We start from the raw sequence: 23,096 nt of genomic DNA, 5'->3' as shown, positions 1-23,096 counted from the left end.
GATTCGTCGGCGTCGTCGGCGTCCAGTAGCCACCGTGTTCCTATGGGTGCATAGACTCGTTCTATGCCCCTATCGCCGCGTGTCCCGGATCTGGCCGCGCTCGACCTGCTGCTTTCGGTTATCGAACTGGGCAGCCTCGGCCGAGCGGCGCGAGCGCACGGGATCAGCCAGCCTTCGGCGTCTTCGCGCATCCGCTACTTGGAGAAGCTGGTCGGCGTGCCGGTGCTGGAGCGCGGTGCCCTGGGGTCGCGGCCGACTCCGGCCGGTGCGTTGATCGCCGAATGGGCACGCGGGGTGATCGACGCGGCCGGGCAACTGGATGCGGGCATCGACACATTGCGCGCCGAACGCGACTCGCACCTGCGCGTCGCGGCCAGCCAAACCATCGCCGAATACCTGTTCCCCGGCTGGTTGATGACCTTGCGCACCGCCGCACCCGACACCGCCATCGCGCTGGAGTCCGGCAATTCCGTCGAGGTGGCCCAGGCGGTGCTCGACGGCAAGGATGCCATCGGCTTCGTCGAAAGTCCGCAGAACTTCCGCGGCCTCGAAAGCCATACCGTGGCCCGCGACCGGCTGGTCGTCGTGGTCGCCCCACAGCACCCCTGGGCGCGCCGCGGCTGGGTCGAACTCGCCGACCTCGCCGCGACCCCGCTGATCCAACGCGAAACCGGTTCTGGCACCCGCACCTGGTTCGAAAACGCTGTCGCGCGGGCCATTCCTGGGTGGGAACCGACGGTCGCCCTGGAACTCTCCTCCACCACCGCGATCAAAACCGCGGTCGCCTCCGGCGTCGGCCCCTCGGTCCTCAGCTCCTTGGCCGTAGCAGCCGAAATCACCGCGGGCACGCTGGCCTCCCCGACCATTACCGGCCTGGACCTGACCCGAACCCTACGCGCCATCTGGCCCTCCGGCCAGCGCCTGACGGGCCCCGCTCGCGACCTCTACGCCATTGCCCGCCGCACCGGGCCGAGCACTGAGGCCGCACACGCGGGCTCCTCGCCCGCCTAGCCGTACCGGGAGGAGGGCATGTTGCCGAGTCGGCGCTCTTGATGCCACATCGGGGACCAACTCACCTGCCGGTAGACATGACCGCCCGACCTTGCTATCCGGCGTCGGAAGGTTGGGCGGTTGGGGGAATTCCGGTGTCCAGGAAGCGGATCAGGCGATCGATGCGGGTGGTGTGGTCGATGCAGCGTTCCAGGTTATTGCCGACCATGGCGATAACGATGGCGGCTTCGGTGGGATGGGTATGGGTAGGGTCGGCGAGGGCGGAATGGAGTTGCTGGTGGAGCTGATCCATTGCGGGAGGGCCGGATTCGGGAGTGGCGGACTGGCGCCCGGTGGCGACCGATTCACCCGCGAGGGCGGTGCAGTGCGCGGCCAGACGGCCCATGGCCGTGAGGGTATCCATAACAGGTTGGGGTGCAACGGGTTCCGGATGGTACTGGTAGACCTGGTTGGCGACGTGGCTGATGAGTACGCCGATCCGAGACAGTTCACCGGCGATCTGGATCGCCGTGACGACGTGGCGAAGATCACGCGCGACCGGCGCCTGCAGCGCGAGCAGCACCACCGTCCTGGCCTCGCAGGCCGAGTACATCTTCTGTAGCTGCTCGTCGAGCGCGAAGGCTTCGTAGGTGGCGGCGAGATCGGCGTCGCCGAGCGCAGCGGTGACGCGCTCGGCGGCATCGTGGGCGAGCCGACACATCAGCGTCAAGTCATTGGTCAACGCGACGAGCTCGCGAGTGAACTGGGTCCGCACTTGGCACATTGTCGCTTATCGCCGCTCTGTTCAGTACATGAATCTCGACTCGGTCACCACCTTGGCCGGAACACGCAGGCCGCGGCGCTCGGACTGGCAGGATTATGAGGTGAAGCGCGATGTCTCGGCCCACCTCGATATCGGTATCACCGCGCCGACCACGCTCGAGTTCCAACTGGCCGTGGCCGGGCAGCCGGGGCTCGAGTTGACCGAGTCGCTGGTTTTCGAACTGGACGGTCGCACGATCTGGCCGCAGGAGATATCCGGCCCGCACGGCACCCGCATCCACAAATTCGCCACCGGCGCAGGCAATCTGCGGGTGCACTACAACGCAACGGTATTCGGCGTGGCGAACCCGGAAACCGCCTCCGACTACGACATCGCGGTCTACCTGCGCCCGAGCCGATTCGCCGAGTGCGACAAGCTGTTCGGTTTCGCTGCCGCCGAATTCGACGGCAATGCGGCGCCCGCCGAGCTCGCCGCGGCCGTTACGGGTTGGGTCCGCCGACGCCTCAGCTACGTTGCCGGTAGCAGCGACCCCATCGACGGTGCGGTGGAGACATTGCTGTGCGGCGCTGGCGTATGCCGCGATTTCAGCCACCTCGTGGTGGCGCTGCTGCGCGCGGTGAAGGTGCCAGCGCGAGTGGTCGCCGTATATGCGCCCGGCCTCTATCCGATGGACTTCCACGCCGTCGCCGAGGCATATATCGACGGGGTGTGGCGGGTATTCGACGCCACCGGTCTGGCCCCGCGCTCATCGCTGGTCCGAATCGCCACGGGCAGAGACGCTTCCGACACCGCGTTCATGGACAACCACGGCGGCGAGGTCTTCGTGAACAGTATGTGGGTCAATGCGATCATCGACGGCTTCCTGCCGTTCGACAACGGTGTCGACCCCGTCTCGATCGTCTGACCGAGACCGGGTCGAGCCAGGTCGGCACGCCGTTCGGCCGCAGTTCCACCTGATCTCGATCCAGCCGGGAGTAGCGTCGAGGGATGGCGAATCTGCGCGATGTTCAGCACCGGGTCGTGACGACGTTGCAGCGGCGGATCGGGAATCCGATGCTGCGCAGGTTGCCGACGCAGCAGTTGCTCGAGACGGTGGGGCGGGTGAGTGGGCAGCCGCGTATCACGCCGATCGGCGGTCGTCGGGTGGGCAAGGAGTTCTGGCTCGTATCCGAATTCGGTGAGCGCTCGCAGTACATCCGGAATATCAAGGCCGACAATCGGGTTCGAGTGCGGCTGCACGGACATTGGCATACCGGCACCGCGCATCTGCTGCCGGACGATGATCCGCGCGCTCGGCTGCAGACATTGCCCAAGGCCAACAGCGCGGCCGTTCGCCTGGTCGGCACCGATTTGCTCACCGTCCGGATCGATTTCGACGACTGACGCGCGGCGATATCGCCGTCGGCCCAGCGGATGCGAATAATTTGCTGACACGATGGAAGTCATGATCCGTGTGTTGACTTCCCGCTGGACCGTATTCATCCCGCTCTTGGCCGCGACCGCTCTGGCTGTCACCTGGGGACGATCGCTGCCGGGTATCGGTGTGGTCGTGGTGGTCGCGGCGCTGGCCGGCGCGGTGCTCGCGGCCGTGCATCACGCCGAGGTCATCGCACATCGGGTCGGGGAGCCGTTCGGATCATTGGTGCTCGCGGTGGCGGTGACGGTGATCGAGGTGGGGCTGATCGTCACGATGTGGGTGACCAGCGGCGAGAAGTCCGCGACGCTGGCCCGCGATACCGTTTTCGCCGCGGTCATGATCACCTGCAACGGCATCTTCGGGCTTGCGCTGCTGGTCGGTGCGGTCCGCCGACGGGTAGCGGTATTCAATGCCGAGGGCACCGGCGCGGCGCTTGCCACGGTGGCGACCCTGTCCACACTCAGTCTGGTGCTGCCGACCTTCACCACCAGCAAGCCGGGTCCGGAGTTCTCCGCCGCGCAATTGGCGTTCGCCGCCGTGGCCTCGCTGTCGTTATATGTGCTGTTCGTGATGGTGCAGACGGTGCGGCATCCGGGCGACTTCCTGCCGGTCGAACAGTCCGATGACGGCGCGGTCGCCGAGCGCGGCGAGCGTCCTTCGGTGCGTGCCACCTTGCTCGGCCTGGCCATGTTGGTGGTCGCGCTCGTCGCGGTCGTCGGTCTGGCCAAGGTGGTGTCGCCGTCGATCGAATCGGCGGTCGCCTCGGCGGGTCTGCCGCAGTCCGCGGTCGGCGTGGTCATCGCGCTGCTCGTGCTGCTGCCGGAAACCCTCGCCGCGGTGCGCGCCGCGCGCCGCGATCAGGTTCAGATCAGTCTCAATCTCGCGCTCGGTTCCGCGATGGCGAGCATCGGCCTGACCATCCCGGCGATCGCCATAGCAACCATCTGGCTAGACGGTCCGCTGGTGCTCGGCCTCGGTGCTACGCAGATGGTGCTGCTCGCATTGACGGTCGTTGTCGGCGTGCTGACGGTGGTGCCGGGCCGGGCCACGTTGCTCCAAGGCGGCGTACACGTGGCCCTGTTCTCTGCGTTCGTGTTCCTCGCCGCTAGCCCCTAGTCGGTATGACCGAACCCATGAATAACTGTGCTGATCGGGGTGAATGGCAAGTAAGTGGCGAGCATCGAACGCTCGGCAAGTCGATCGCGGGCACCGCCAGTGCGCCGCGCATCGACCTGAGCAGCCTGATCGGCCGAGCGCTGCACGAAACCGGCGATGATGCCGTCAAGGTGCGCATCGGCGTCAAATAGGGCGCTAGCTGGGGGAACACGTGCGACGAAAGCTGATCTTTCCGGCCGCGACTTCGGTAGCCTGCCAGCAGAGCTTTTCGTGAAGGTAGTCCCTACTCGGCACGAAGGCGGTGCGATGGTGCAACCCGGCGGTGTGCGACCCCGCGGCGATCGCGGATCCGATAGCACGCGCATGGTAACCGTCGCGGCTGTCATCGTCGCCGCTCTCGCGCTGGTGGTCGCGAGCGCGCTGTTGCTGCGGTCGAATCCGGATTCGGAGAAGGATGCGCCGACCTCGCCCGTTAAGTCCATGTCCGCGACGGTAACGACCGCTGCCCGCCCGGCCCCCGCGCCTCGGATCTCGCCGCCATCGAATCGCCCGCCGACCGCCACGCAACCGGCGCACCGGCGCGGCGACGACTGCTCGCACGCCAATATCGTCGCCCAGTGGGACCTGCGTGACGGCCTATGGATCTGTGTACCCCTGGTGCAGGGCGGCGAGCGGCACCAGGTCGGCGATGACTGCTCCCACGACGGCGTGGTGGCGCAATGGGGCTTGTCGCCGGACCGCGCGTGGATCTGCGTCCCTCAGGAACAAGCCCGCGTCCCTCAGGAGCAGGCCCGCCCCGAGCACCAGGTCGGCGACGACTGCTCATACGGCAGCATCGTCGCGCAGTGGGGCTTGGCCGCCGACGGCCGCTGGATCTGCATTCCGCAAGAACCGGGCCCGCCCGCGCAGCAACCGGTTCCGGACATCCCGATGCCAACCACGGTGCCCGTGCCACAGAACACAGTTCCAGCGCCACAGAACACAGTTCCCGCACCACAGAACACAGTTCCCGATCCGCCACAGAACACAGTTCCCGATCCGCCACCGCCGCCGGAGAATCCGATCCCGGGTATACCGCAACTGCCGATACCACCGCTGCCGCTACCGGGACTGCCGCTACCGGGTCTGCCGTAGCGTCCGGTCGCTCGGGTCGTCGGCGGGAAAATCGTTCGACAGGGCTGAGATGCTCGGTTGGTGATTGTCGTCCCCGAATTCTTTGCCGATCGTCTCGCCAGGATGGAGCCCGCGGCGCGGGTGTGGGTGGATGGTCTGCCGGAGCTCGCGGCCCGCTTCGCCGAGCGGTGGCAGCTTCGGTTCGAGGGCGAGCTCATGCATGGTTACGGCGGTTTGGTGCTGCCCGCGGTGCGGGCCGATGGCGCTCGGGCGGTGCTCAAACTCGGCTATCGCACCCCCGAGACCACGGACGAACCGGTCGCACTCGCGGCCTGGCAGGGCAATGGCGCGGTGCGGTTACTCGATAGCGATGCCGAGCACGGCGCGCTGCTCCTCGAACGGCTCGACCCCACCAGGTCGTTGGAGTTCGAGCCCATCGACGACGCGGTCCAGATCATCTCGGAGCTGCTGCGCAGGCTCGCCATCCCAGCGCCACCCGGCATCTCGCGCGACCTGCGCACCGAAGCCGAGCGTCTGGTCGAGGAACTGCCGAGGGATTGGCAGCGCTTGGGCGCGCCCTTCCCGCGCACACTGCTCGACGCCGCGGTAGCGGTCTGCGCACAACTCGGCCCGAGCGCGGACCGTCTCCTGGTGAACGAGGACCTGCACTACGAAAACGTGCTCGGCGGCACCCGCGAACCCTGGCTCGTCATCGACCCGCAGCCCTTGGCGGGCGACCTCGAATTCGCCACCCTGTCCCTGCTCTGGAACCGCCGCACCGAATCCACCCTCGACGACCGCTTCGCGACCGTCGTCGAGATCGCCGGCCTCGATCCGGACCGCGCCCGCGCTTGGACCCTGGTCCGCGCCGTGCAGAACTGGCTCTGGTTCGTCGAAGGCGAAGACACCGAGGACTTCGGCTGGCCCGCTGTCCGAGCCATCGCCCCATGGGCTATGCGCTGACACCTCCGCGATGCGAAGAAAACGTCTCCACACCACCCGCCCGGCCGACGCGCCCTGGCGAAACCGCCTCCGCCCCAGGCCAACAGAGATGAGGCCGCCCAACTTTTCCGCCCGCCGCACCGCCCGCCGTCGCTACTGGTGAGCTCTACGCACCGAAGGCGGGCAGGACATATCGTTCGACGAGCGTTTGCTCCGTGGCCGGATCGGTTGCGGGCCAGAACAATAACGAGAGGACGACGCGGACTATCCATTGTCCGGCGATCGGGTTGTCCTCGATTCCGGTGAGTTGCGTTGCGGCATAGGCCAATCGGGGATTGTTCGCGAGGTATTCGTCGACCTCCGCGGGGCTGATCGTCGCCAGGAAGGCGGTGGCGACCGGGTCGGCGCGGACGGTGGTCAGGGCCGAGAGAATCGCGTGCGTGATGCGTTCAGGGCCGGTGTGGGCGGCGGCGGAGTGCCCGATGGTTTCGGCGATACGGGCGGTGGCTGTGGCCAGGACGGCATCGCGCAAGGCTGACTTCCCGCCGACGTAGCGGTAGACGGTGGCGCGCGAGCAGCCAGCGTCGGCGGCGACGAGATCGATATTCAGTCCGGCCATGCCCTTGCGTGCGATGAGATCGGCCGCGGCGGCGTGGATGCGCTCGATGGCGAGGTCGCGGCGGTGGCCGCCAGCGAGCCAATCGGGCTGACCGGTCATCGCGAACTCCCATTCTCCGGCAGATACGGTTGAAGAATTTTGTCTCAGAGTGAGACATTCTAGATGGTTTTCCCAGCAGAGCTGCAGGTGGGCGGCACGTCTCGAGACAGGGCGCGACCTGCGGATCTGTGCCGGTTTCTCAGTTTTCCCAGGCTATTGACGTGGGTGCTCGACGCCGCGAAATCTGGTGTGTGGAAGTAGAAATCGTGCGTCGGAAAGGCGGAGCGAATGACCCGCGCGTTGGATGACATCGACCTGTTCGACCCCGGGCTGCTGGACGATCCGTACCCGCTCTACGACCGACTGCGTACCGACGCCCCGGTGTACCCCATCGCGGATACCGGTTTCTACCTGGTCAGCCGTTGGGATCTGGTGATGGAGGCGACCACTCGCCCCGCCGACTTCTCCTCGAACCTCACGGCGACCCTGGTGCGACAACCCGACGGTTCGGCCGGGGTCTTCGACTTGGACGGCGGGGGACAGGCGATCCACGTCCTGGCCACCGGCGACGACCCGACCCATCAGGCCCACCGCAAACTGGTGTTGCCCGCCCTCGTCGCGAAACGCATTCGCGCACTGGAATCCACCATCGCTGCCACCGCGGATCGCCTGTGGGCGCAGGGTCTCGGTGACGGACGCATCGAATGGATGTCGGCCATGGGCGACCGACTGCCGATGACCTTGGTCGCCAGCTTGATCGGCCTGCCCGATGACGACCTTCCCCAGTTGCTCGCCTGGGCCTATATCAGCAATGAACTCCTCGACGGTGTGGTCACCACCGACCGTCTGGTCGTTGCGGTAACCGCCGCCGCCGAACTGGCGGGCTATCTGCACCGCCAACTCGCCCGAGCCGGTGACCGCCCCGACGACAATCTCCTCGGCGATCTCGCAAAGGCTTGTGCCGCAGGCGAACTCACCAGCGATGTCGCCGTCCTGATCCTCCTCCAGTTGGTCGGCGCCGGCGGCGAATCCACCGCGGGTCTCATCGGTAACGCAACTCGTATCCTGGCTACCGATCCCACCCTCCAGACCCGCCTGCGCACGGATCCGGACCTGCTCACTCCCTTCCTCGAGGAAGCCCTGCGCCTGGAATCCCCCTTCCGTGCCCACCACCGCCACGTCGTCCGCGATACCACGCTCGGCGGCACCGATCTCCCCGCGGGCAGTCACCTGCTCCTCCTGTGGGCCGCCGCCAACCGCGACCCCGCCGTCTTCTCCGCCCCCGGCGAAATCCGCCTCGACCGCCCGGCCCAGCGCAATCACCTGGCCTTCGGTAAGGGCATCCACTTCTGCGTCGGCGCCACTTTGGCCCGACTGGAGGCCCGCGTGGCGCTCCGAACCCTGCTGGCTCGGACGGCGGCGTTCCGACTGGCACCCGATCCCGATGCGGCCCAATGGGTTCCCAGCATCTCCGTGCGCCGCCACCACCGCCTCGACCTCATTGTCGAATAGCAGCCGCAAGGTGTGAGACGGGCCTTTGGGAGGACAGACCTCCTCCAACGGAAGGAGTCGAGGTCCACACCGACCGGGCATCATGGTCTGCGTGGTGGATTCGGGTATGACCAGGGGCGCGGACTGGATGCTCGATAGGCGCGCCCTGCCGGTTCGGGTCGGGGTGCTGTTGGCATCGGCGATCGGCTGCCTGCTGCTGCTTTCGGATGCGCCCGGTCCGGTGGACTGGGTCATCGGTCTGCTCGCGGTATGCGCGACGGCGGGCGGTATTCGATGGCCGTTCGCGACATCACTGCTGGTGACCGGGTTGTTGGTGCTCGGTTTCGAGATCGGCGGCACGGGCCCGCTGGTGCCGAAAGTGGCTGCCGCCATCGCGCTCATCGAGCTCGCGGCACGCCGCGGTGGGTGGCAGCCGTGGGTGGCGGCGGGTGCGTTGGGCGGGGCGTATCTGTTGCACCCGGCGGGTGAGATCGCCGCGACCGGCTACCGGGCACTCGTGATGGCGGGTGCGCCGCTGGTGATCGGACATCTGCTGCGCGCCGCGCGTGAGGGTGCGGATCGGGCCCGGCGGGCGGCGGGACGGCTCTCGCAACGTCGGGAGGCCGATATCGCGGCCGCGCGGGCTATGGAGCGGACCGCCATCGCCAGGGAATTGCACGATCTGATCGCACATCACGTCTCGTCCACGGTGCTGCGGGTGGGTGTGGCCCGGCATGCGGTGCCGGATGCGTCGCCCGCGGTGCGGGAGGTGCTCGACGATATCCACGCCAGCGGCACCGAAACCCTTGCCGACCTGCGGCTGCTGGTCTCCGTGCTGCGGGATCCGGCGTTGGCTGGCGAATCCTTCATCGCACCAACGGATCTGCCGAGAGCGGTCGCCACCGTCGCGGAGCGGGCCGGACAGCTGGGGACCCTCGTGGAGGTGAAGGTCGATGACGCCGTGACGGAAGTGGATGCGCTGCGGGCGTTGACATTGCTGCGCTTGGCTCAAGAGGGCGTGGCGAACGTGGTCAAGCACGCGGGTTCGGGCGCAACGGCTCGGCTGACCATCACCGCACGCACGGATGGCATGGTCGATTTCGTTTTGTGCGACAACGGGATGCGGGCAGCGAACGGCTCATCGCACGGCCTCGGATTGGTCGGATTGCGCGAACGCGTGGAGTTGCTGGGCGGCGAGTTCGTCGCCGGGCCCGGTGATTCCGGTTGGCGACTCGACGCATCCTTGCCGCCCGCGATTCGGGTGGCATCATGAATATTCGGGAAAGCCTGCGGCCATGACCATTCGAGTGTTGATCGTCGACGACCAGCAACTGGTCCGCGCCGGGCTGCGCATGCTCTGCGAGACCGATGACGAACTCGAGGTCGTCGGGCAGGCGGCCAGCGGGGGAGACGCCGTGCGCCTGGTCGAGCAGACGATGCCCGACGTCATCCTGATGGACCTGCGCATGCCGGGAATGGACGGAATTCGAGCCACCGAACGGATTCTTGCGACGCGACCATCGATCCGGATCGTCGTCTTGACGACCTTCGACGATGATGACCACCTGTATCCCGCGCTCGCGGCGGGGGCCTGCGGATTTCTCGTCAAGGACGCCTCGCCCACCGACCTGCTCGATGGCATCCGCCGCGCCGCCGCGGGTGAGTCGCCGTTCACTCAGGCCGTCCTGCAAAGGCTGGTGGATTCGGCGGTGACCGCACGGCGGGCGACCGCCTCGGACGATGATTTCCTCGCACCGCGAGGACTTACCCAACGCGAAGCCGAAGTGCTCGCCTTGGTATCGACGGGTCTATCCAACGCCGAGATCGCCGAGCGCCTGCACCTCGGCGTCACGACGGTCAAAACGCATATCGGCAATCTGATGACGAAAACCGGTGCCGCCAACCGGGTTCGACTCGCCGTGCTCGGCGTGACGAACGGCCGTCAGCGGTGAGTCCTCAATGTGGATGCTGCGCCGCATATCTCGCGCGTTCGAGGGCCCGCCGCCGTGCCCGCTCCGGATTCTCCAGATCCGCTGGCAGCCCATGCTTTGCCAGTCGATGCGCGCGATTCATCGGCATGAAGGCCGCTGTGTAGAACAGCGCGAGCAGCAATGCGAGCAGCACCATCGACCCGCGCAACCACAATTCCCCTGGAAACAAAAGGAATACGGCGAACAGCGGAGTGAACGGCACCAAACCGCGCACGATGTGGCGCGGGGTCGCATACCTGCCGGTGAGGTCATTGCGCACCCACTCGCGCAACGAATCCGGTAGGCGCCGCCCGAAGGCGTAGCCGAGCCACTGGATGGGATCGGGCCGAGGGCTCATGCGTGCACTCCTGTTGATGTTGTGGGGGCAACCGACCGTCGCGCGGCCTGGTTGACCCGGGTCAATACCTCGTGCAACTCCTCCAGATCCGCCAAGGTCACCCCGAGTCGCTGCACCACCGCGGGTGGGATCTGCTCGGCCTGTTCGCGCAGTTGCGCTCCGGCCGGCGTCAGATCGACGACGAGGTTCCGCTCGTCGCGGCTATCGCGGCCACGGGTGATCAACCCGGCCGACTCCAACCGCTTGAGCAGCGGTGACAGCGTCGGCGAATCCAACTGGATCGCCTCGGCGATTGCCTTCACCGACATCGGCGCCTCACCCCACAGCGCCAGCATCACCAGATACTGCGGATGTGTGAGTCCGAGCGGTTCCAGCAGCGGCCGATACACACCGAGCACCGCGCGATTGGCCACGGCCAGCGCGAAACACACCTGCCGATCCAGTCGCAGCGGATCGTCGATCTCCATGGCTCCTCCTAGGTCGTCGTTTAGCTTAGCGTATGAATAGTTAGTGCATGAACCATTTGTGACACGCGTCGTATGAGCAGGATCGGCGAGCAAGGCATCGTTAGCGTGCATATATGGATCCCGACTGCGCGAACCCGCGCATCCACGAGCTGGACGCCGTGCGCGGCGTCGCGGTGTGCGGGATTCTGATCGTCGATATCTGGCAACTCACCGATATGCGGGCCATGATCGAGCCCGGGACGGTGGATCCGATACGGCATGGGCTGACGGTGCTGGTCGAGGGCCGGTTCCTGCCGATCTTCGCGTTCGGGTTCGGGTTGAGCTTTTCGCTGCTCCTCGACACCGCCGCTCAGCGCATCGATCGCCCCCGGCTGGTACTGGCGCGCCGGCTCGTCGGCCTCGGAATCCTCGGCCTGATCCACCATGTATTCCAGCCGGATGAGGCGTTATTGCCGTACGCGATCGCTGGGTTGGTGATTCTGCTGCCCGCGGCGGGCCTGCCGCGCTGGTTGCTGTTGCTCGCCGGGCTGGTCGGCACGATCGGGGTGGCGGTCACGCTCGGCGGCGGGTTCGGCTTGGTGCCCGGTCTGTTCCTGCTCGGCCTGGCCGCCGACCGTTTCGGCCTCGCCGAGGACTTGTGGGACCGCGGCTGGCAGATTGCCGCGGTATTCGCGCTGGCCGTACCCGCCGCGGTGGTCGCGGGGGTGTGGGAGTTCCGCACGCCGTACGCCGACCTCTGGACCGGCAGCGCGGCGCCGGTGGCCGGACTGCTCGGCGCGCTCGCATATCTCACCGGAGTCCTGCTCTTCCTGCGCACCGAGACCGGCGAGTTGTTCGCGGAAGTGCTCGAGCCGATGGGCCGAATGGCGCTGACCAACTACCTCTCGGCCACCGCGCTGATCCTCGCGGCCGACCCGTGGCTCGGCCTGTCCGATTCCAACCGCTACGGCATACTGCTCGGCTTGGCCGCCGCGATCATCGCGGTGCAGGCGCTGTGGAGTTACTACTGGCTGCGCTGGTTCCGCTACGGCCCGCTCGAATGGGTCTGGCGGTGTGTGACCTGGTGGCACGTGGTGCCCAACCGCCTGACGCGACAGGAACGCCGGAAACTCGCAGCGCCGTATGGGCGCGGGCGCTAGGGAAATCTCCGCAACCCGACGCAGACTGGACGGTCATGGACCAGTTGGTGCTGATGTTCGTCCTACTCCTCGCCACGATCTGGCCGAGCCACTGGCTCGGCGACTCGGCATAGCGTCAGCGGTGCTGCCCTTCGCCGCATACGGTGTGGTCGAGGCGTTTTCGGGGTCGGGGGTGCTGGCCGCCGCGAAGCATAACCGAATCGGCCGGCTTCAAGCGCCGCGTCGGGTTTGGTGTTTGATTCTCGAATTACCGGGCATAGCCAGACAGTAATGTCAACCAGTACAGCGGGATTGTCATGATCATTATCATCGGGCTCGTCGTTCTCATCGGCGCGGTAGTTATCGGCGTTGCCGGAGTGGCGGCCAATACGGGCGAAGTTCGTACATCATCAAGCGATTTCGGGGTATTCGATTATCACTTCACCGCCTCGGCGGGGGAACTTTTCCTCTACGGGATGGCGATCGGTGCGATCGGGATGCTCGGCCTGAGCCTGCTGCTCGCGGGTGTCTGGCGCAGTTCCCGCCGGAGCAGCGCCACACGTCGGGACCTGCGACGGTCGCGCAAGGAACTGGCGGCCAAGGAAAAGGCGACCGAGCGTCGAGCCGCGCCACCGGCCGGCTCTCCGCCACCTGCCGCCGGGCCCGCTGCGCCGGTCACCCCGCCGCCCGGCGGTAAGCCGGCCCGGAGCTGGAATAGGTTCATGCGCCAGCCCGCCGGGGCGGCGCCGGTCGAAACATCCGGCCGCACAACGGTCAAAACGACCAAGTAAAGGAAAAGACCATGATCGTCCTCGGTTTGATACTCCTCATTGTCGGGTATCTGCTCGGCATTTCACTGCTGACCACCGCCGGAATCATATTGCTGCTCATCGGCGCGGTACTCGCACTCGTCGGATCGGTGGGCCACCGCCCGATCGGCGGTCGACGACACTACTACTGACCGAAGTGAACGGGCCGAGGCGAAAGCTTCGGCCCGTTCATATTTCATACCCCGGCGACGCCCGCCAATTGACCGATGCCATAGGTGACCGCCATCGCCAGCGCGCCACCGATCACCACCCGCAGCACCGCCCGCCCTCGATTGCTACCACCGAGGCGGGCGCTGACCGATCCGGTGATCGCCAGCGCGACCAGCACCGCCGCGAACGTCACCGGGATCCGAGCCGTGGTGGGCGGCAGAATGATCGCCAACAGCGGCAGCAGCGCACCGAGGATGAACGAGATCGCCGAGGAGATGGCCGCCTGCCACGGATTGGTCAGGGCGTGCGGATTCAATCCGAGTTCGGCCTCGGCGTGGGCGAGGAACGCATCATGCGCCGTCAATTCCTCGGCCACCTTGCGTGCCGTCTCCGGTGAGAGTCCCTTCGCCCGATAGATGTCGGTCAGTTCGGTCAACTCGTACTCCGGTTCTTCGGTGAGTTCGGTGCGTTCCTTGGCGAGTAGCGCGCGCTCGGAATCCCGCTGGGTGCTGACCGAAACATATTCGCCGACAGCCATGGAGATCGCGCCCGCGGTCAGTCCGGCGATGCCCGCGGTGAAGATGGCCGAACTGCTCGTCGTGGCCGCGGCGACACCGACAACCAGACCCGCAGTCGACACGATGCCGTCGTTCGCGCCGAGCACCCCCGCACGCAACCAGTTCAACCGGGACGTCAGGCCCGCACCGTGTGGCTCGTGCGGGTGCGGTGCACCGTGCGTCTGCATACGCCGCAGACTATGCCAAAGCCAGCAAAGTATCAGCCAGCCGGACCGCCAGCGCCACGATCGTCAGGGTCGGATTCGCATGGCCGGTGGTCGGGAATACCGAACTGCCCGCGACGAATAGATTCGCCACACCGTGCACCCGGCAGTCGGGGTCGACTACGCCCGCGCGCGGGTCCGCCGACATCCGCGTGGTCCCGGTCGGATGCGCCCAATCGGTGAGCACCGGCGGGAGCGTGCTGTCCATGCGCGCCCACTCGTACAGTGCGGGCATCGGATATTCCAGCCGGGCGAACTCCTCGACAGCCAACTCCGCCGCCCGCCGCACGGTGTTGTCTTCCTGCGGATTCACCCGCCAGTCCACCCGAGGCAGCGGCACTCCGAGGCGGTCGGTGCGGTCGGTCAGGGTGATGCGGCTGTCCGGGTTGGGCAGCTGTTCGACCATGCAGCGCAATTCGATTCGATCGAGTTTGTGCGGCAGTCCGGTGTGCTGGATGAGCCTGCGCCGCGCGCCCGCGAGCAGCAATCCGGCATGACTCACCGCGACCCGCGCATCATGCCGATCGCCACGCCCGCGCAGCAATTGCTTCACCGACTGCCACGGATCGTCCTCGGCCGGAACCTCCTGCAACCACAGCGCGCAATTGAGCAGTCCCTCGGTCTCCTGGATCTTCGGCGACAATGCGACGCCGTGCAGGAAGGTGTGTTTGCCGTGCGGCGTCTTCACCACGTATTTGCCGAAGCGCTCCAGCACACTGTCCGCTACCGCCGGATCCAACGCGCCGACCGCGCCGCAGCGGTGATCCATCAGATAGCGCCCCACCATGTCATGCCGGTTGCCGATGCCTTCGGGCACGATCCGCCGCGATGCCAGCAGCAAACGCGGATTCCCGATACCGCCGGTGGCCAGCACGAAGATGTTCGCGCGCACCGTTCGCGGCCGCGGATCGGCACCGGCGACCTGCAGCGAAACCACCCGTGCGCCTTCGGGATCAGTGTCGATATGGGTGACGGTGCCATTGATGAGCACTCGGACATTCGGTGCGACAAGGTCTTTCACGTGTGCGCCGAATCGTTTGCAGTCGAACGGATCCACTGGATCCCGGCTGATCTGCCAGAAATACGGTCGCAATCGGGTCGGGTCGAGGGAGCGCTCGGGTCGGCTGCGACCGGCCAGCTCCCAGAACGCATCATCGGTGAATCCGCTGCCGTAGCCGATCCCGATATGCTCGGCTGCGCGCGCCAGAACTGGTTCGAGATCGGGCGCGCCGATCGGCCAGCCGGAACCGGAAACCCATGGGCGGCGGCGGAAATCGAGGTCGTCGAGCAGACCGCAGCGCCCGCTCCAGGTATGGGAGGCGCCGCCGAGGATCCGGTCACCCGCGGCCCGATCCAACAGTGCCCGGCGCGCGCCGACATTCTCGATATCGGCGAGCGCGTCGATCTCCTCGGTCGCGGTTGGGCCGCCGCTCTCCAGTACCAGTACGCGCAAGGGTGATCCGGCCAGCTCGGCCGCAATGGTCAGCCCGGCGGGCCCGGATCCGATCACGCAGACATCGGCGGTGAGGGCGTCATCGCCGACCGCTCGCAAGTCATCGATTCGCAACGGCGGTCCTCTCCCACGACCGTATGGACCCCGACGTCGCGCCCACCACTTCCCCGCGCGAGTGTCTCGTTCACTGTAGGAGACCGGATATCCGTTCGTTCGCGGTTCAACATCCTCGGCTGAAGAACGCGCGCACGTAGCCCGCGGACTGGCGAATGTACATCCAAGTCCAGAACTTCGGGCCGCCGTCACTGGGACTGGCCACCATGGTCAATTCACCGTCGAAGCATTTACTCACGATGTACCTGGCCCGCGACACATGCGGGGTGTAGGTCACCACGATGATGTGCCGCCAGCCGTAAAGCCTTGCCCGCCGCCCGATCTCGCGCGCCTCACCGTCGGTTGTCCACGGATTGGGCACGAAACAGCTGACGGCGAACTCGAACCGGGGTGCGCAGTACCGGTCCATCACCGAATCGTGCTCGCCGGTGGACCGCGAAATCAGCAGTTGCGGCGCGTATCCGCGTTCGGCGAGATCGAGGCCGACATCGAAACGCTCATACGCCGTGCCACCCAACACCACGATCGCGTCGGCCCGGCGCAGCGGATCGGTCTGCGGGTGGACATATACCGGCAGACCGGCCACGCCGAGGACGGCGACCAGGACGAGCAGTGCGCCGAATAGCAAACCAGCTCGTCGTAGGCCGCGCACGAATCCGACGATACCGAAATCCACCCACCGCCGACGTCGGCGCGCTACGGGACGAGTTTCGCCGAATCTCGCTGTGACACAGGACGACCGCCGATCAGGATGGTGGAAAGGCGTAGAGCTTCTCCGGCGTGATCCGCACGATCAACCGCTCGGCCTCCGGCTCCGGCGGTGGGGTGGCCCCGCCCATGTACCTGCCGTACATCTCGTACAACAGCGTCTTGTCCGGATCCTCGCTGATCTCCACCCGGCCGCGGATCTCTACATAGCGACCGTTGGTCCGGCTCGATACCACCAGGCTGACCCGCGGATCGCGCAGCATATTGCGGGTCTTCAGTCGCCCCTTGATGGTGCTGAACAGCACGGTGTCGTCCTCGTATTTTACGAAGATCACCGAGGATTGCGGGCGGCCGTCGGCATTCGGTGTCGAGAGGATCGCGGCATGCGGGCCATCGATCAGTTCACGGACAGTGTCATCGAGTTTCATCATGGGTCTCCTTGTGCGGGTGTTCGGATAGGTAGACCCAGGTGATCGCGCAAAGGAATCGGGTACGGCAATTCTTTTTCCGTGCCCGGTCGGTCTACCTCTTCGAGGCCTCGAGACCGGAAGGACCTGCCGATGACACGGGCGAGGAAAAGTGCTGAGCCCTAACGGTAATCGGGATTCTCGAAGTCGAAGCGGCATCCCGCCTCCCATTCGGAGCGCTGATTGCCGTGTGCGGGAATGCCGCTGTTGTCCTTCAGCATCCGGGCCAGATGCAGCAGATTCCAGGTCATGAAGGTGGTATTGCGATTGGTGAAGTCGTTCTCCGGCCCGCCGGAGCCGGGATCCAGATACGACGGACCCGGTCCGGCCTCGCCGATCCACCCCGCGTCGGCCTGGGGCGGAATCGTGTAGCCGAGATGCTGGAGGCTGTAGAGGATATTCATCGCGCAGTGTTTGACGCCGTCCTCATTGCCGGTGATCAGACAGCCGCCGACGCGGCCATAGTAGGCGTACTGCCCGCGCTCGTTCAGGATCGACGAATTGCCGTACAGCCGTTCGATGACGCGCTTGGTGACCGAACTGTTGTCGCCGAGCCAGATGGGTCCGGCCAGCACCAGAATGTCGGCGTCCATCACCCGCTGCTGCAGCGCCGGCCATTCGTCGGTGGCCCATCCGTGTTCGGTCATATCGGGCCAGACCCCGGTCGCGATGTCGTGATCGACGGCGCGAATATGGGAAACCTGGACCCCGTTCTTCGCCATGATGTGGGCACTGACATCGATGAGACCCTGCGTATTGCTCGGCTCGGGGGAGCGCTTGAGCGTGCAGTTGATGAACAGCGCCCGAAGATCGTCGAAGGTGGTCATCTCCGAAGTGTCGGCCGGTGCCCTGGCCGCGACAAGGAGCGCGCCCGGCATGTCACGGACTTGTCAGACCTGATCATTCCGACTTGGAGCTACGTCAGATTTGGGCTCGGACCGGGCGCACCGGCAACCGAGCGTGCCGGGCGACCACGGCCGCGTGCCTCGCAGACCTCACCCAATACTGAAAATTTCGCTTACCCTACCTCCCGGGCTTGGGAGTTACGCGCAGATCCGCCGATCGGCTCGTTCACTATTCGACTATCCGACGCTGATCCGCACCGGTCACCGTAGCAACGGGCCCGGATCGGAGCCCGGTGCAACCATGAGCAGGTATCGCGCTGAATATGCGATCTGAGCTGCGGCGATATCGATTGTGATATCGACTTTCGGACACATTGGTCTTGGACAGTCGCACCGGCCCTGTGTTGTCGTGTCGCCATGACAAAGATCGGTAGAAGCGGACCGGCCTCGGCTCGCGCGAGGTCCGTCCTGCTGACGATGGCGCTGCTGCCCTTGATCGGCGCCTGTGCGGCCGAGTCGGCGGATCCGGCCCCGGTTGCGCCGACCACGGTGAGCGCCGCGGTCCAGTTGACCGCCATCGAGCAACAACACGAGGCCAGGCTCGGCGTCTTCGCCATCGATACCGGTTCGGGAAGGACCGTCGGCTACCGCCAGGACGAGCGGTTCGCGATGATGTCGACCTTCAAGACGTTGGCGTGCGCCGCGCTGCTGCGCGAACATCCGCTCGCCACTGGCTATTTCGACCAGATCATCCATTTCACGGAGGCGGATATCGCGGCCGCGGGCGGTTCGGCGGTCACCGGTACCCGGATCGAGAGTGGAATGTCGGTATCGGAATTGTGCGATGCCGCGATCACCCGCAGCGATAACGCCGCAGGCAACGAACTGCTGAAACTGCTCGGCGGCCCGCAGGCCCTGACCCAGTTCTTGCGATCCATCGGCGACCAGGTTTCCCGGCTGGATCGCTGGGAGCCGCAGCTCAATACTGCCATCCCCGGCGACGAACGGGACACCACAACGCCCGCCGCGATCGCGGCGGACTATCGGGCACTCACGGTCGGCGACGCACTCGCCGCGCCGGAGCGTGAGCGGCTGACGGCGTGGCTGGTCGCCACCACCACCGGCGGCAGCCGCATTCGCGCTGGCCTGCCCGCCGAATGGAAGACCGGCGACAAGACCGGCACCGGCGACTACGGATCGGCCAACGATGTGGCCGTCACCTGGCCCACCGCCAGCGCGGCGCCGATCGTGGTCGCCGTACTGACCACCCACTCCAGTCCAGATGCCAAGGCGGATAACGCATTGGTCGCAGAGGCCGGCAAGGAGGCGGTCACGTCGCTTCGGTGAGCCCGGTCGGCGGCCGCTGCTGCGCCACTTCGCGCCGAACGGCGGTAGGCGTTGTGCCCCACCATCTTCGGCAGCATCGGGTGAAGGTGGCCTGTTCGGACAGTCCGATCAGTGAGGCGACCTGACTCATCGGCATATCGGTGGTGGTGAGGTAGCGGCGGGCCTCGTCACGGCGGACGGTATCCAGGATGGTCGCGAAGGAGCTGCCCTCTGCGGCGAGCCGACGTTGCAGGGTGCGCGGATGAATCGTCAAAAGCCTTGCGACCGCGGTAATTTCCGGTGGCGTGGTACCCAGCAGCTGTTGGGCGGCGGCGCGGACCTTCGGCACGATGGAGGCATCCGCGCCGCCGGACTGTTCGGCCAGGAATGCCATGGCCAATCGGTGCAGATTCTCATCGCCGCCGCTCAGCGACCGAGACGCCAGGCGGCTCGGAATACGCAATGCCGCCGCGGGACGCTCGACCCGCACGGGCGCGCCGAAGAACTCCTCATAGATCCGAATCGGTGCGGCGGGCCGGTGCGGCAGCTCGACCGAGCGCAGCCCGTACCGCTCGTCCACCAGTCGTTGGAAGGTGCGGTGCACGAAGGCCAGCCCGAGGTCGGTGCCCTGGACCGGTGTCGGCAGGCCCGGCTGGATCCCGTAGCGCAGTGCGATGACGCCGCGATCGCCGTACGGGTCGGGTACAAGCGTCAGGCTCAGCGAGCGCGCGTGCAGGAACAGATAGCGCGAACAGCATTCGAGGACGTCGGCGAGGGTCGGCGAATTCCGGATGGCCAGCGCCAGCGGGCCGAGCATATCGAGATCCTGCCGCCGCGAGATCCGCAGGCCGAGATCGGGACAGTCGAGTCGCTGCGCCGCCAACTCCAGCGCCGCGCCGACCGCCTGATCCGGTACCAGCAGATCGTCGGCGTCGAGGGCGGCGATCGGCAGCCCGACGGCGATGGCGAACTCCTCGGCATTTCCGCCGAGTTCGGCCACCGTCGCGCGGAACCCGCGCAGCCCCGCGGACCGAATCACCGACATGTCGCTCAGAATCAAATACTTGTCGCGCAAAGTCAAGAATCTGGTCGGGTGCCCTCGCAGACTGGAGTCATGACGCCAGCATCGCGCAGCGATTCGACGAGGGGTGGTGGTCGGGCGACGGGTGAGCCCGAGACCGCGGTCGTTCCGGAACACCTCGACGTCGTGATCGTCGGCGCTGGACTATCCGGCATCGGCGCGGCGTACCGCCTGCAGACCGAATGCCCTGGCAAGACCTACGCCGTGCTGGAGGCGCGCGCGGCACTGGGCGGGACATGGGATCTGTTCCGCTACCCCGGAATCCGCTCGGATTCGGATATGTTCACCCTCGGCTACCCGTTCAAGCCGTGGCGGGACGCGAAGTCGATCGCCGACGGTTCGTCGATCCTGCGCTACGTCGAGGAAACCGCCGCGGAGTTCGGCATCGACCGACACATCCGCTACGGCACCAAGGTGGTCGGCGCCGACTGGTCCACCGAATCGGCGCGCTGGACGCTCACCCTCGAGCAGCGCGACGGCGCGGGTGACACCGTACGGCGCACGCTGACCTGCGGCTTCCTCTATGCCTGCGCCGGTTACTACAACTACGACCAGGGGAATTCCCCAGAATTTCCCGGCATCGACTCGTTCTCCGGGCAGGTCGTGCATCCGCAGTTCTGGCCCGAGGATCTCGACTACACCGGCAAACGGGTCGTGGTCATCGGCAGCGGTGCGACGGCCGTCACGCTGGTGCCCGCCATGGCCGACCGGGCCGATCTGGTGACCATGCTGCAGCGCTCGCCGACCTGGATCAGCGCCGTCCCGGCCCGGGACAAGCGGGCCGACAAGATCCGCGAGCTGCTGCCGCCGAAGTTGGCGCACCGCGTGATCCGCACCAAGAACATCCTGTTCAATATCGGCTTCTATCAGTATTGCCGCCGCCGTCCCGCGGCCGCCCGCACACTGCTCACCGGCTTGACGACCCGAATCCTCGGGGACCGCAACGCCGTTGCCGAACACTTCACGCCGGACTACGACCCGTGGGATCAGCGGCTGTGTGCCGTACCGGATGCCGACTTCTTCAAGGCCATGAAGAAGGGGCAGGCCCAGGTCGTCACCGATCACATCGAAACCTTTGTACCCGAAGGGATCCGGTTGACGTCCGGCCGAATTCTGGAGGCGGACATCGTGGTCACCGCGACCGGACTGCAGCTGTTGGCCTTCGGTGGTATCGCCCCACAGGTCGACGGGCAGCCGGTGCGGCTCTCCGAGCAGTTCGTCTGGCAGGGGGCGATGCTCACCGGCGTACCCAATTTCGCGGTCTGCATCGGCTACACCAATGCCTCCTGGACATTGCGCGCCGACCTCACCTCGCGGCTGGTCTGCAAGGTCATCAATCACCTGGACCGCAACGGCTATGCGGCCGTGGTGCCGAAGCCGGATGGCGAACTCGATGAGCGCCCGCTGCTCGACCTCGCCTCCGGCTACATCCAGCGCTCGATCGGTGACTTTCCCCGGCAGGGTGATCGGCATCCGTGGAAGGTGCGGCAGAACTATCTGCTCGATTCGGCCACCACGATGCGCACCAGCCTGCACAAGACCCTGGAGCCGACGCCGCATTCGGCCGTTCATCACGCCGACCTCTCGGTTGTCCACTGAGCTGTCGCATATCCAGTGAATACCTCGCATAAGGTGCGCCCTGTGCGCGGTCGTCACGCGGTTTGCGTCACCGTTGTACCGGCTGTGGTGTCCAGTCGATTCGGTAGTCGAACATCCAGTTCAGCGGTGCGACACCGGTTTTGGCGGCCTTCTTCAGGAAATAGGGAGTGAGCAGGCGGACCAGCAGGCGGCCCAGCCCGCTGGATGCCTTGTCGCCGCTGGTTTCCGCGCCGTGGGCGACCACTTTCTCCACCCGTTCGCGGCGGCGGTCCTCGAAGGCGGCCAATGCGGTCGCGGTGTCCGGAATATCGCGCAGGCAGATAGCCAGCGTCAAAGCATCTTCCACGGCCATCGACACACCCTGCCCGGACGACGAGGCCACCGCGTGCGCGGCATCGCCGAGGATGACCATCTTGTCGTTGTGCCACGTGGTGACCGTCGGCATGTCGTACTGGTTGAAGGCGGATACGAAGGTGTCATCGGGGGTGGCGGCGACGATCCGACCCGCAGGACCGCGATCCGCCGACAGCAACTCGACCAGTTGGGCCCGCCAGTGCTCCGTACTGGCCGAATCCTCCGGTGAAAGCTCTTGCGTCCGAGGCATATTGGCGAACCACCAGATCTCGCCGTCCGGCGCGACGAAGTACCCGAAGAACGCCTTCTTCCCGAAGATCATGTTGTACACGCCGGGGCGCAGCCCGAGTTCCCGGTGCAGGGCCGGATCGGTGACGAACCCACCGAGTCCGTAGATGCCGAGGAAGTGCGCCTTCGGCGCGGTCGGGTCGATGATTTCCCTGGTCCGGGACCGGATTCCATCGGCACCGATCAGTATGTCGGCCTCGATCGCGGTGCCGTCGGCGAAGGTTGCGCGGACGCCATCGGCGGTCGAGGTCGCATCCACCAGCCGCTTGCCGTATTCGAATCGCACCCCGCGTCGCGTTGCCTCGGCATTGAGCGCCCGATACATATCGCGGCGCTTGATGCTGTGCGTGACGGTTCCGTCGGGCAGTGTGCCGCCGATCGGCATATCGGTGATGTGCTTGCCCGCGCTGGTCCAGAACGACAGTGTGGCGGTCGGGTGCCCGATCTCGGTCACCACATGATGCGCGTCCAGCAGCGCCAGTGCCGACAGTCCGTTCACCGCGACCGTCAGGTATGCGCCGATCTGTCCGGCTGCCGCCTCCTCGTAGGCCTCGCAGACGACGGGTTCCAAGCCCGCCTGCAGCAACGCCATCGCGGTGACCGGTCCGGCGATCCCGCCGCCGATGATCAGTGCCTTCTTCATGGTGTGTCCCCGAACTCTCTCTTGACTCTGCTG

Annotated in this window: 26 protein-coding genes; 15 read left to right on the top strand and 11 right to left on the bottom strand. The window is 66.3% G+C overall.

Annotated features, from left to right (window positions below; translation table 11 throughout):
• The first annotated feature begins 63 nt into the window (after positions 1-63).
• Positions 64-1,011, top strand: coding sequence for a LysR family transcriptional regulator (locus ACQP1G_RS39690; protein ID WP_433194856.1), 948 nt, complete (start codon positions 64-66; stop codon positions 1,009-1,011).
• Between the two features lie 94 nt (positions 1,012-1,105).
• On the opposite strand, the gene ACQP1G_RS39685 is transcribed toward ACQP1G_RS39690, so the two are convergent.
• Entirely contained in the window at positions 1,106-1,774 is a 669-nt protein-coding gene (locus tag ACQP1G_RS39685) for a phosphate signaling complex PhoU family protein (protein WP_433194854.1), read from the bottom strand.
• 100 nt (positions 1,775-1,874) lie between these two features.
• Between ACQP1G_RS39685 and ACQP1G_RS39680 the strand changes: the two genes are divergently transcribed.
• From ACQP1G_RS39680 to ACQP1G_RS39655, 6 genes are all read left to right on the top strand, one after another.
• The gene (locus tag ACQP1G_RS39680) at positions 1,875-2,678 is read left to right on the top strand and encodes a transglutaminase-like domain-containing protein (RefSeq protein ID WP_433209201.1); all 804 of its coding nucleotides are present in this window, start codon (positions 1,875-1,877) and stop codon (positions 2,676-2,678) included.
• A gap of 83 nt (positions 2,679-2,761) precedes the next feature.
• Positions 2,762-3,157, top strand: a complete 396-nt coding sequence (locus ACQP1G_RS39675) for a nitroreductase/quinone reductase family protein (RefSeq protein WP_433194852.1) — start codon at positions 2,762-2,764, stop codon at positions 3,155-3,157.
• Between the two features lie 61 nt (positions 3,158-3,218).
• Positions 3,219-4,307 (top strand): calcium:proton antiporter, encoded by a 1,089-nt coding sequence (locus ACQP1G_RS39670; RefSeq protein ID WP_433194850.1) that lies wholly within the window; start codon positions 3,219-3,221, stop codon positions 4,305-4,307.
• Positions 4,308-4,324: 17 nt separating this feature from the next.
• Positions 4,325-4,498, top strand: a complete 174-nt coding sequence (locus ACQP1G_RS39665; RefSeq protein WP_433194848.1) for a hypothetical protein — start codon at positions 4,325-4,327, stop codon at positions 4,496-4,498.
• 172 nt (positions 4,499-4,670) lie between these two features.
• Complete coding sequence (locus ACQP1G_RS39660; RefSeq protein ID WP_433194846.1) at positions 4,671-5,441, top strand: hypothetical protein; 771 nt, start codon at positions 4,671-4,673, stop codon at positions 5,439-5,441.
• Positions 5,442-5,501: 60 nt separating this feature from the next.
• Complete coding sequence (locus ACQP1G_RS39655) at positions 5,502-6,383, top strand: aminoglycoside phosphotransferase family protein (RefSeq protein WP_433194844.1); 882 nt, start codon at positions 5,502-5,504, stop codon at positions 6,381-6,383.
• Between the two features lie 145 nt (positions 6,384-6,528).
• On the opposite strand, the gene ACQP1G_RS39650 is transcribed toward ACQP1G_RS39655, so the two are convergent.
• Positions 6,529-7,080, bottom strand: a complete 552-nt coding sequence (locus tag ACQP1G_RS39650; RefSeq protein ID WP_433194842.1) for a TetR/AcrR family transcriptional regulator — start codon at positions 7,078-7,080, stop codon at positions 6,529-6,531.
• A gap of 228 nt (positions 7,081-7,308) precedes the next feature.
• Here ACQP1G_RS39650 and ACQP1G_RS39645 point away from each other — a divergent pair, with 228 nt between their 5' ends.
• The 3 genes from ACQP1G_RS39645 (at position 7,309) to ACQP1G_RS39635 (ending at position 10,463) form a co-directional block, all read left to right on the top strand.
• Positions 7,309-8,532 (top strand): cytochrome P450, encoded by a 1,224-nt coding sequence (locus ACQP1G_RS39645; RefSeq protein WP_433194840.1) that lies wholly within the window; start codon positions 7,309-7,311, stop codon positions 8,530-8,532.
• Between the two features lie 82 nt (positions 8,533-8,614).
• Positions 8,615-9,784, top strand: coding sequence for a sensor histidine kinase (locus tag ACQP1G_RS39640; protein ID WP_433209198.1), 1,170 nt, complete (start codon positions 8,615-8,617; stop codon positions 9,782-9,784).
• Between the two features lie 22 nt (positions 9,785-9,806).
• Positions 9,807-10,463 carry a response regulator gene (locus ACQP1G_RS39635; RefSeq protein WP_433194838.1) on the top strand — a complete coding sequence of 219 codons (657 nt, stop codon included), beginning with the start codon at positions 9,807-9,809 and terminating at the stop codon, positions 10,461-10,463.
• Positions 10,464-10,467: 4 nt separating this feature from the next.
• Here the strand turns inward: ACQP1G_RS39635 and ACQP1G_RS39630 are convergent, their stop codons facing one another.
• Positions 10,468-10,839 (bottom strand): DUF5313 family protein, encoded by a 372-nt coding sequence (locus ACQP1G_RS39630; protein WP_433194836.1) that lies wholly within the window; start codon positions 10,837-10,839, stop codon positions 10,468-10,470.
• Entirely contained in the window at positions 10,836-11,306 is a 471-nt protein-coding gene (locus ACQP1G_RS39625; RefSeq protein WP_433194834.1) for a MarR family winged helix-turn-helix transcriptional regulator, read from the bottom strand. The genes ACQP1G_RS39630 and ACQP1G_RS39625 overlap by 4 nt, the downstream gene beginning before the upstream one ends.
• A 113-nt stretch (positions 11,307-11,419) precedes the next feature.
• On the opposite strand from ACQP1G_RS39625, the gene ACQP1G_RS39620 reads away from it, so the two are divergent.
• From ACQP1G_RS39620 to ACQP1G_RS39610, 3 genes are all read left to right on the top strand, one after another.
• The gene (locus ACQP1G_RS39620) at positions 11,420-12,445 is read left to right on the top strand and encodes a DUF418 domain-containing protein (RefSeq protein WP_433194832.1); all 1,026 of its coding nucleotides are present in this window, start codon (positions 11,420-11,422) and stop codon (positions 12,443-12,445) included.
• Between the two features lie 296 nt (positions 12,446-12,741).
• A complete protein-coding gene (locus tag ACQP1G_RS39615; protein WP_433194830.1) occupies positions 12,742-13,215 on the top strand; it encodes a hypothetical protein in 474 nt (157 codons plus the stop codon).
• 11 nt (positions 13,216-13,226) lie between these two features.
• Positions 13,227-13,385: a DUF6131 family protein gene (locus ACQP1G_RS39610; RefSeq protein ID WP_433194828.1), complete on the top strand. Its 159-nt coding sequence runs from the start codon at positions 13,227-13,229 to the stop codon at positions 13,383-13,385.
• A 44-nt stretch (positions 13,386-13,429) separates the two neighbouring features.
• Here ACQP1G_RS39610 and ACQP1G_RS39605 read toward each other — a convergent pair whose 3' ends face one another.
• The 5 genes from ACQP1G_RS39605 to ACQP1G_RS39585 form a co-directional block, all read right to left on the bottom strand.
• The gene (locus ACQP1G_RS39605) at positions 13,430-14,149 is read right to left on the bottom strand and encodes a VIT1/CCC1 transporter family protein (protein ID WP_433194826.1); all 720 of its coding nucleotides are present in this window, start codon (positions 14,147-14,149) and stop codon (positions 13,430-13,432) included.
• A gap of 10 nt (positions 14,150-14,159) precedes the next feature.
• On the bottom strand, positions 14,160-15,752 hold the full coding sequence (locus ACQP1G_RS39600; protein WP_433194824.1) for a GMC oxidoreductase: 1,593 nt from the start codon (positions 15,750-15,752) through the stop codon (positions 14,160-14,162).
• Positions 15,753-15,858: 106 nt separating this feature from the next.
• The gene (locus ACQP1G_RS39595) at positions 15,859-16,404 is read right to left on the bottom strand and encodes a YdcF family protein (protein ID WP_433194822.1); all 546 of its coding nucleotides are present in this window, start codon (positions 16,402-16,404) and stop codon (positions 15,859-15,861) included.
• Positions 16,405-16,498: 94 nt separating this feature from the next.
• Positions 16,499-16,891 (bottom strand): PPOX class F420-dependent oxidoreductase, encoded by a 393-nt coding sequence (locus tag ACQP1G_RS39590; RefSeq protein WP_433194820.1) that lies wholly within the window; start codon positions 16,889-16,891, stop codon positions 16,499-16,501.
• Positions 16,892-17,049: 158 nt separating this feature from the next.
• Entirely contained in the window at positions 17,050-17,754 is a 705-nt protein-coding gene (locus ACQP1G_RS39585) for a flavodoxin family protein (RefSeq protein WP_433194818.1), read from the bottom strand.
• Positions 17,755-18,189: 435 nt separating this feature from the next.
• Between ACQP1G_RS39585 and bla the strand changes: the two genes are divergently transcribed.
• Positions 18,190-19,119, top strand: coding sequence for a class A beta-lactamase (gene bla / locus ACQP1G_RS39580; RefSeq protein WP_433194816.1), 930 nt, complete (start codon positions 18,190-18,192; stop codon positions 19,117-19,119).
• On the opposite strand, the gene ACQP1G_RS39575 is transcribed toward bla, so the two are convergent.
• Complete coding sequence (locus ACQP1G_RS39575; RefSeq protein ID WP_433194814.1) at positions 19,103-20,143, bottom strand: AraC family transcriptional regulator; 1,041 nt, start codon at positions 20,141-20,143, stop codon at positions 19,103-19,105. The two genes, bla and ACQP1G_RS39575, sit on opposite strands and share 17 nt — an antisense overlap.
• 69 nt (positions 20,144-20,212) lie before the next feature.
• On the opposite strand from ACQP1G_RS39575, the gene ACQP1G_RS39570 reads away from it, so the two are divergent.
• Positions 20,213-21,778 (top strand): flavin-containing monooxygenase, encoded by a 1,566-nt coding sequence (locus ACQP1G_RS39570; RefSeq protein ID WP_433194812.1) that lies wholly within the window; start codon positions 20,213-20,215, stop codon positions 21,776-21,778.
• Between the two features lie 67 nt (positions 21,779-21,845).
• Here the strand turns inward: ACQP1G_RS39570 and ACQP1G_RS39565 are convergent, their stop codons facing one another.
• Complete coding sequence (locus ACQP1G_RS39565; RefSeq protein ID WP_433194810.1) at positions 21,846-23,063, bottom strand: FAD-dependent oxidoreductase; 1,218 nt, start codon at positions 23,061-23,063, stop codon at positions 21,846-21,848.
• Between the last annotated feature and the right edge of the window lie 33 nt (positions 23,064-23,096).

Origin of the sequence: Nocardia sp. CA-107356, from assembly GCF_050946365.1 — a bacterium.
Taxonomy (GTDB): domain Bacteria; phylum Actinomycetota; class Actinomycetes; order Mycobacteriales; family Mycobacteriaceae; genus Nocardia.
The sequence above is the reverse complement of the archived record's forward strand: the minus strand, read 5'-3'. Positions and strand labels throughout refer to the sequence as shown.

Coding starts and splice junctions, on each gene's coding strand:
- ACQP1G_RS39610 (WP_433194828.1), top strand. CDS start 13,227: ATGATCGTCCTCGGTTTGATACTCCTCATTGTCGGGTATCTGCTCGGC.
- ACQP1G_RS39625 (WP_433194834.1), bottom strand. CDS start 11,306: ATGGAGATCGACGATCCGCTGCGACTGGATCGGCAGGTGTGTTTCGCG.
- ACQP1G_RS39675 (WP_433194852.1), top strand. CDS start 2,762: ATGGCGAATCTGCGCGATGTTCAGCACCGGGTCGTGACGACGTTGCAG.
- ACQP1G_RS39650 (WP_433194842.1), bottom strand. CDS start 7,080: ATGACCGGTCAGCCCGATTGGCTCGCTGGCGGCCACCGCCGCGACCTC.
- ACQP1G_RS39575 (WP_433194814.1), bottom strand. CDS start 20,143: ATGTCGGTGATTCGGTCCGCGGGGCTGCGCGGGTTCCGCGCGACGGTG.
- bla (WP_433194816.1), top strand. CDS start 18,190: ATGACAAAGATCGGTAGAAGCGGACCGGCCTCGGCTCGCGCGAGGTCC.
- ACQP1G_RS39690 (WP_433194856.1), top strand. CDS start 64: ATGCCCCTATCGCCGCGTGTCCCGGATCTGGCCGCGCTCGACCTGCTG.
- ACQP1G_RS39570 (WP_433194812.1), top strand. CDS start 20,213: ATGACGCCAGCATCGCGCAGCGATTCGACGAGGGGTGGTGGTCGGGCG.
- ACQP1G_RS39660 (WP_433194846.1), top strand. CDS start 4,671: ATGGTAACCGTCGCGGCTGTCATCGTCGCCGCTCTCGCGCTGGTGGTC.
- ACQP1G_RS39645 (WP_433194840.1), top strand. CDS start 7,309: ATGACCCGCGCGTTGGATGACATCGACCTGTTCGACCCCGGGCTGCTG.
- ACQP1G_RS39615 (WP_433194830.1), top strand. CDS start 12,742: ATGATCATTATCATCGGGCTCGTCGTTCTCATCGGCGCGGTAGTTATC.
- ACQP1G_RS39640 (WP_433209198.1), top strand. CDS start 8,615: ATGGTCTGCGTGGTGGATTCGGGTATGACCAGGGGCGCGGACTGGATG.
- ACQP1G_RS39590 (WP_433194820.1), bottom strand. CDS start 16,891: ATGATGAAACTCGATGACACTGTCCGTGAACTGATCGATGGCCCGCAT.
- ACQP1G_RS39620 (WP_433194832.1), top strand. CDS start 11,420: ATGGATCCCGACTGCGCGAACCCGCGCATCCACGAGCTGGACGCCGTG.
- ACQP1G_RS39605 (WP_433194826.1), bottom strand. CDS start 14,149: ATGCAGACGCACGGTGCACCGCACCCGCACGAGCCACACGGTGCGGGC.
- ACQP1G_RS39685 (WP_433194854.1), bottom strand. CDS start 1,774: ATGTGCCAAGTGCGGACCCAGTTCACTCGCGAGCTCGTCGCGTTGACC.
- ACQP1G_RS39565 (WP_433194810.1), bottom strand. CDS start 23,063: ATGAAGAAGGCACTGATCATCGGCGGCGGGATCGCCGGACCGGTCACC.
- ACQP1G_RS39670 (WP_433194850.1), top strand. CDS start 3,219: ATGATCCGTGTGTTGACTTCCCGCTGGACCGTATTCATCCCGCTCTTG.
- ACQP1G_RS39585 (WP_433194818.1), bottom strand. CDS start 17,754: ATGACCACCTTCGACGATCTTCGGGCGCTGTTCATCAACTGCACGCTC.
- ACQP1G_RS39630 (WP_433194836.1), bottom strand. CDS start 10,839: ATGAGCCCTCGGCCCGATCCCATCCAGTGGCTCGGCTACGCCTTCGGG.
- ACQP1G_RS39635 (WP_433194838.1), top strand. CDS start 9,807: ATGACCATTCGAGTGTTGATCGTCGACGACCAGCAACTGGTCCGCGCC.
- ACQP1G_RS39665 (WP_433194848.1), top strand. CDS start 4,325: ATGAATAACTGTGCTGATCGGGGTGAATGGCAAGTAAGTGGCGAGCAT.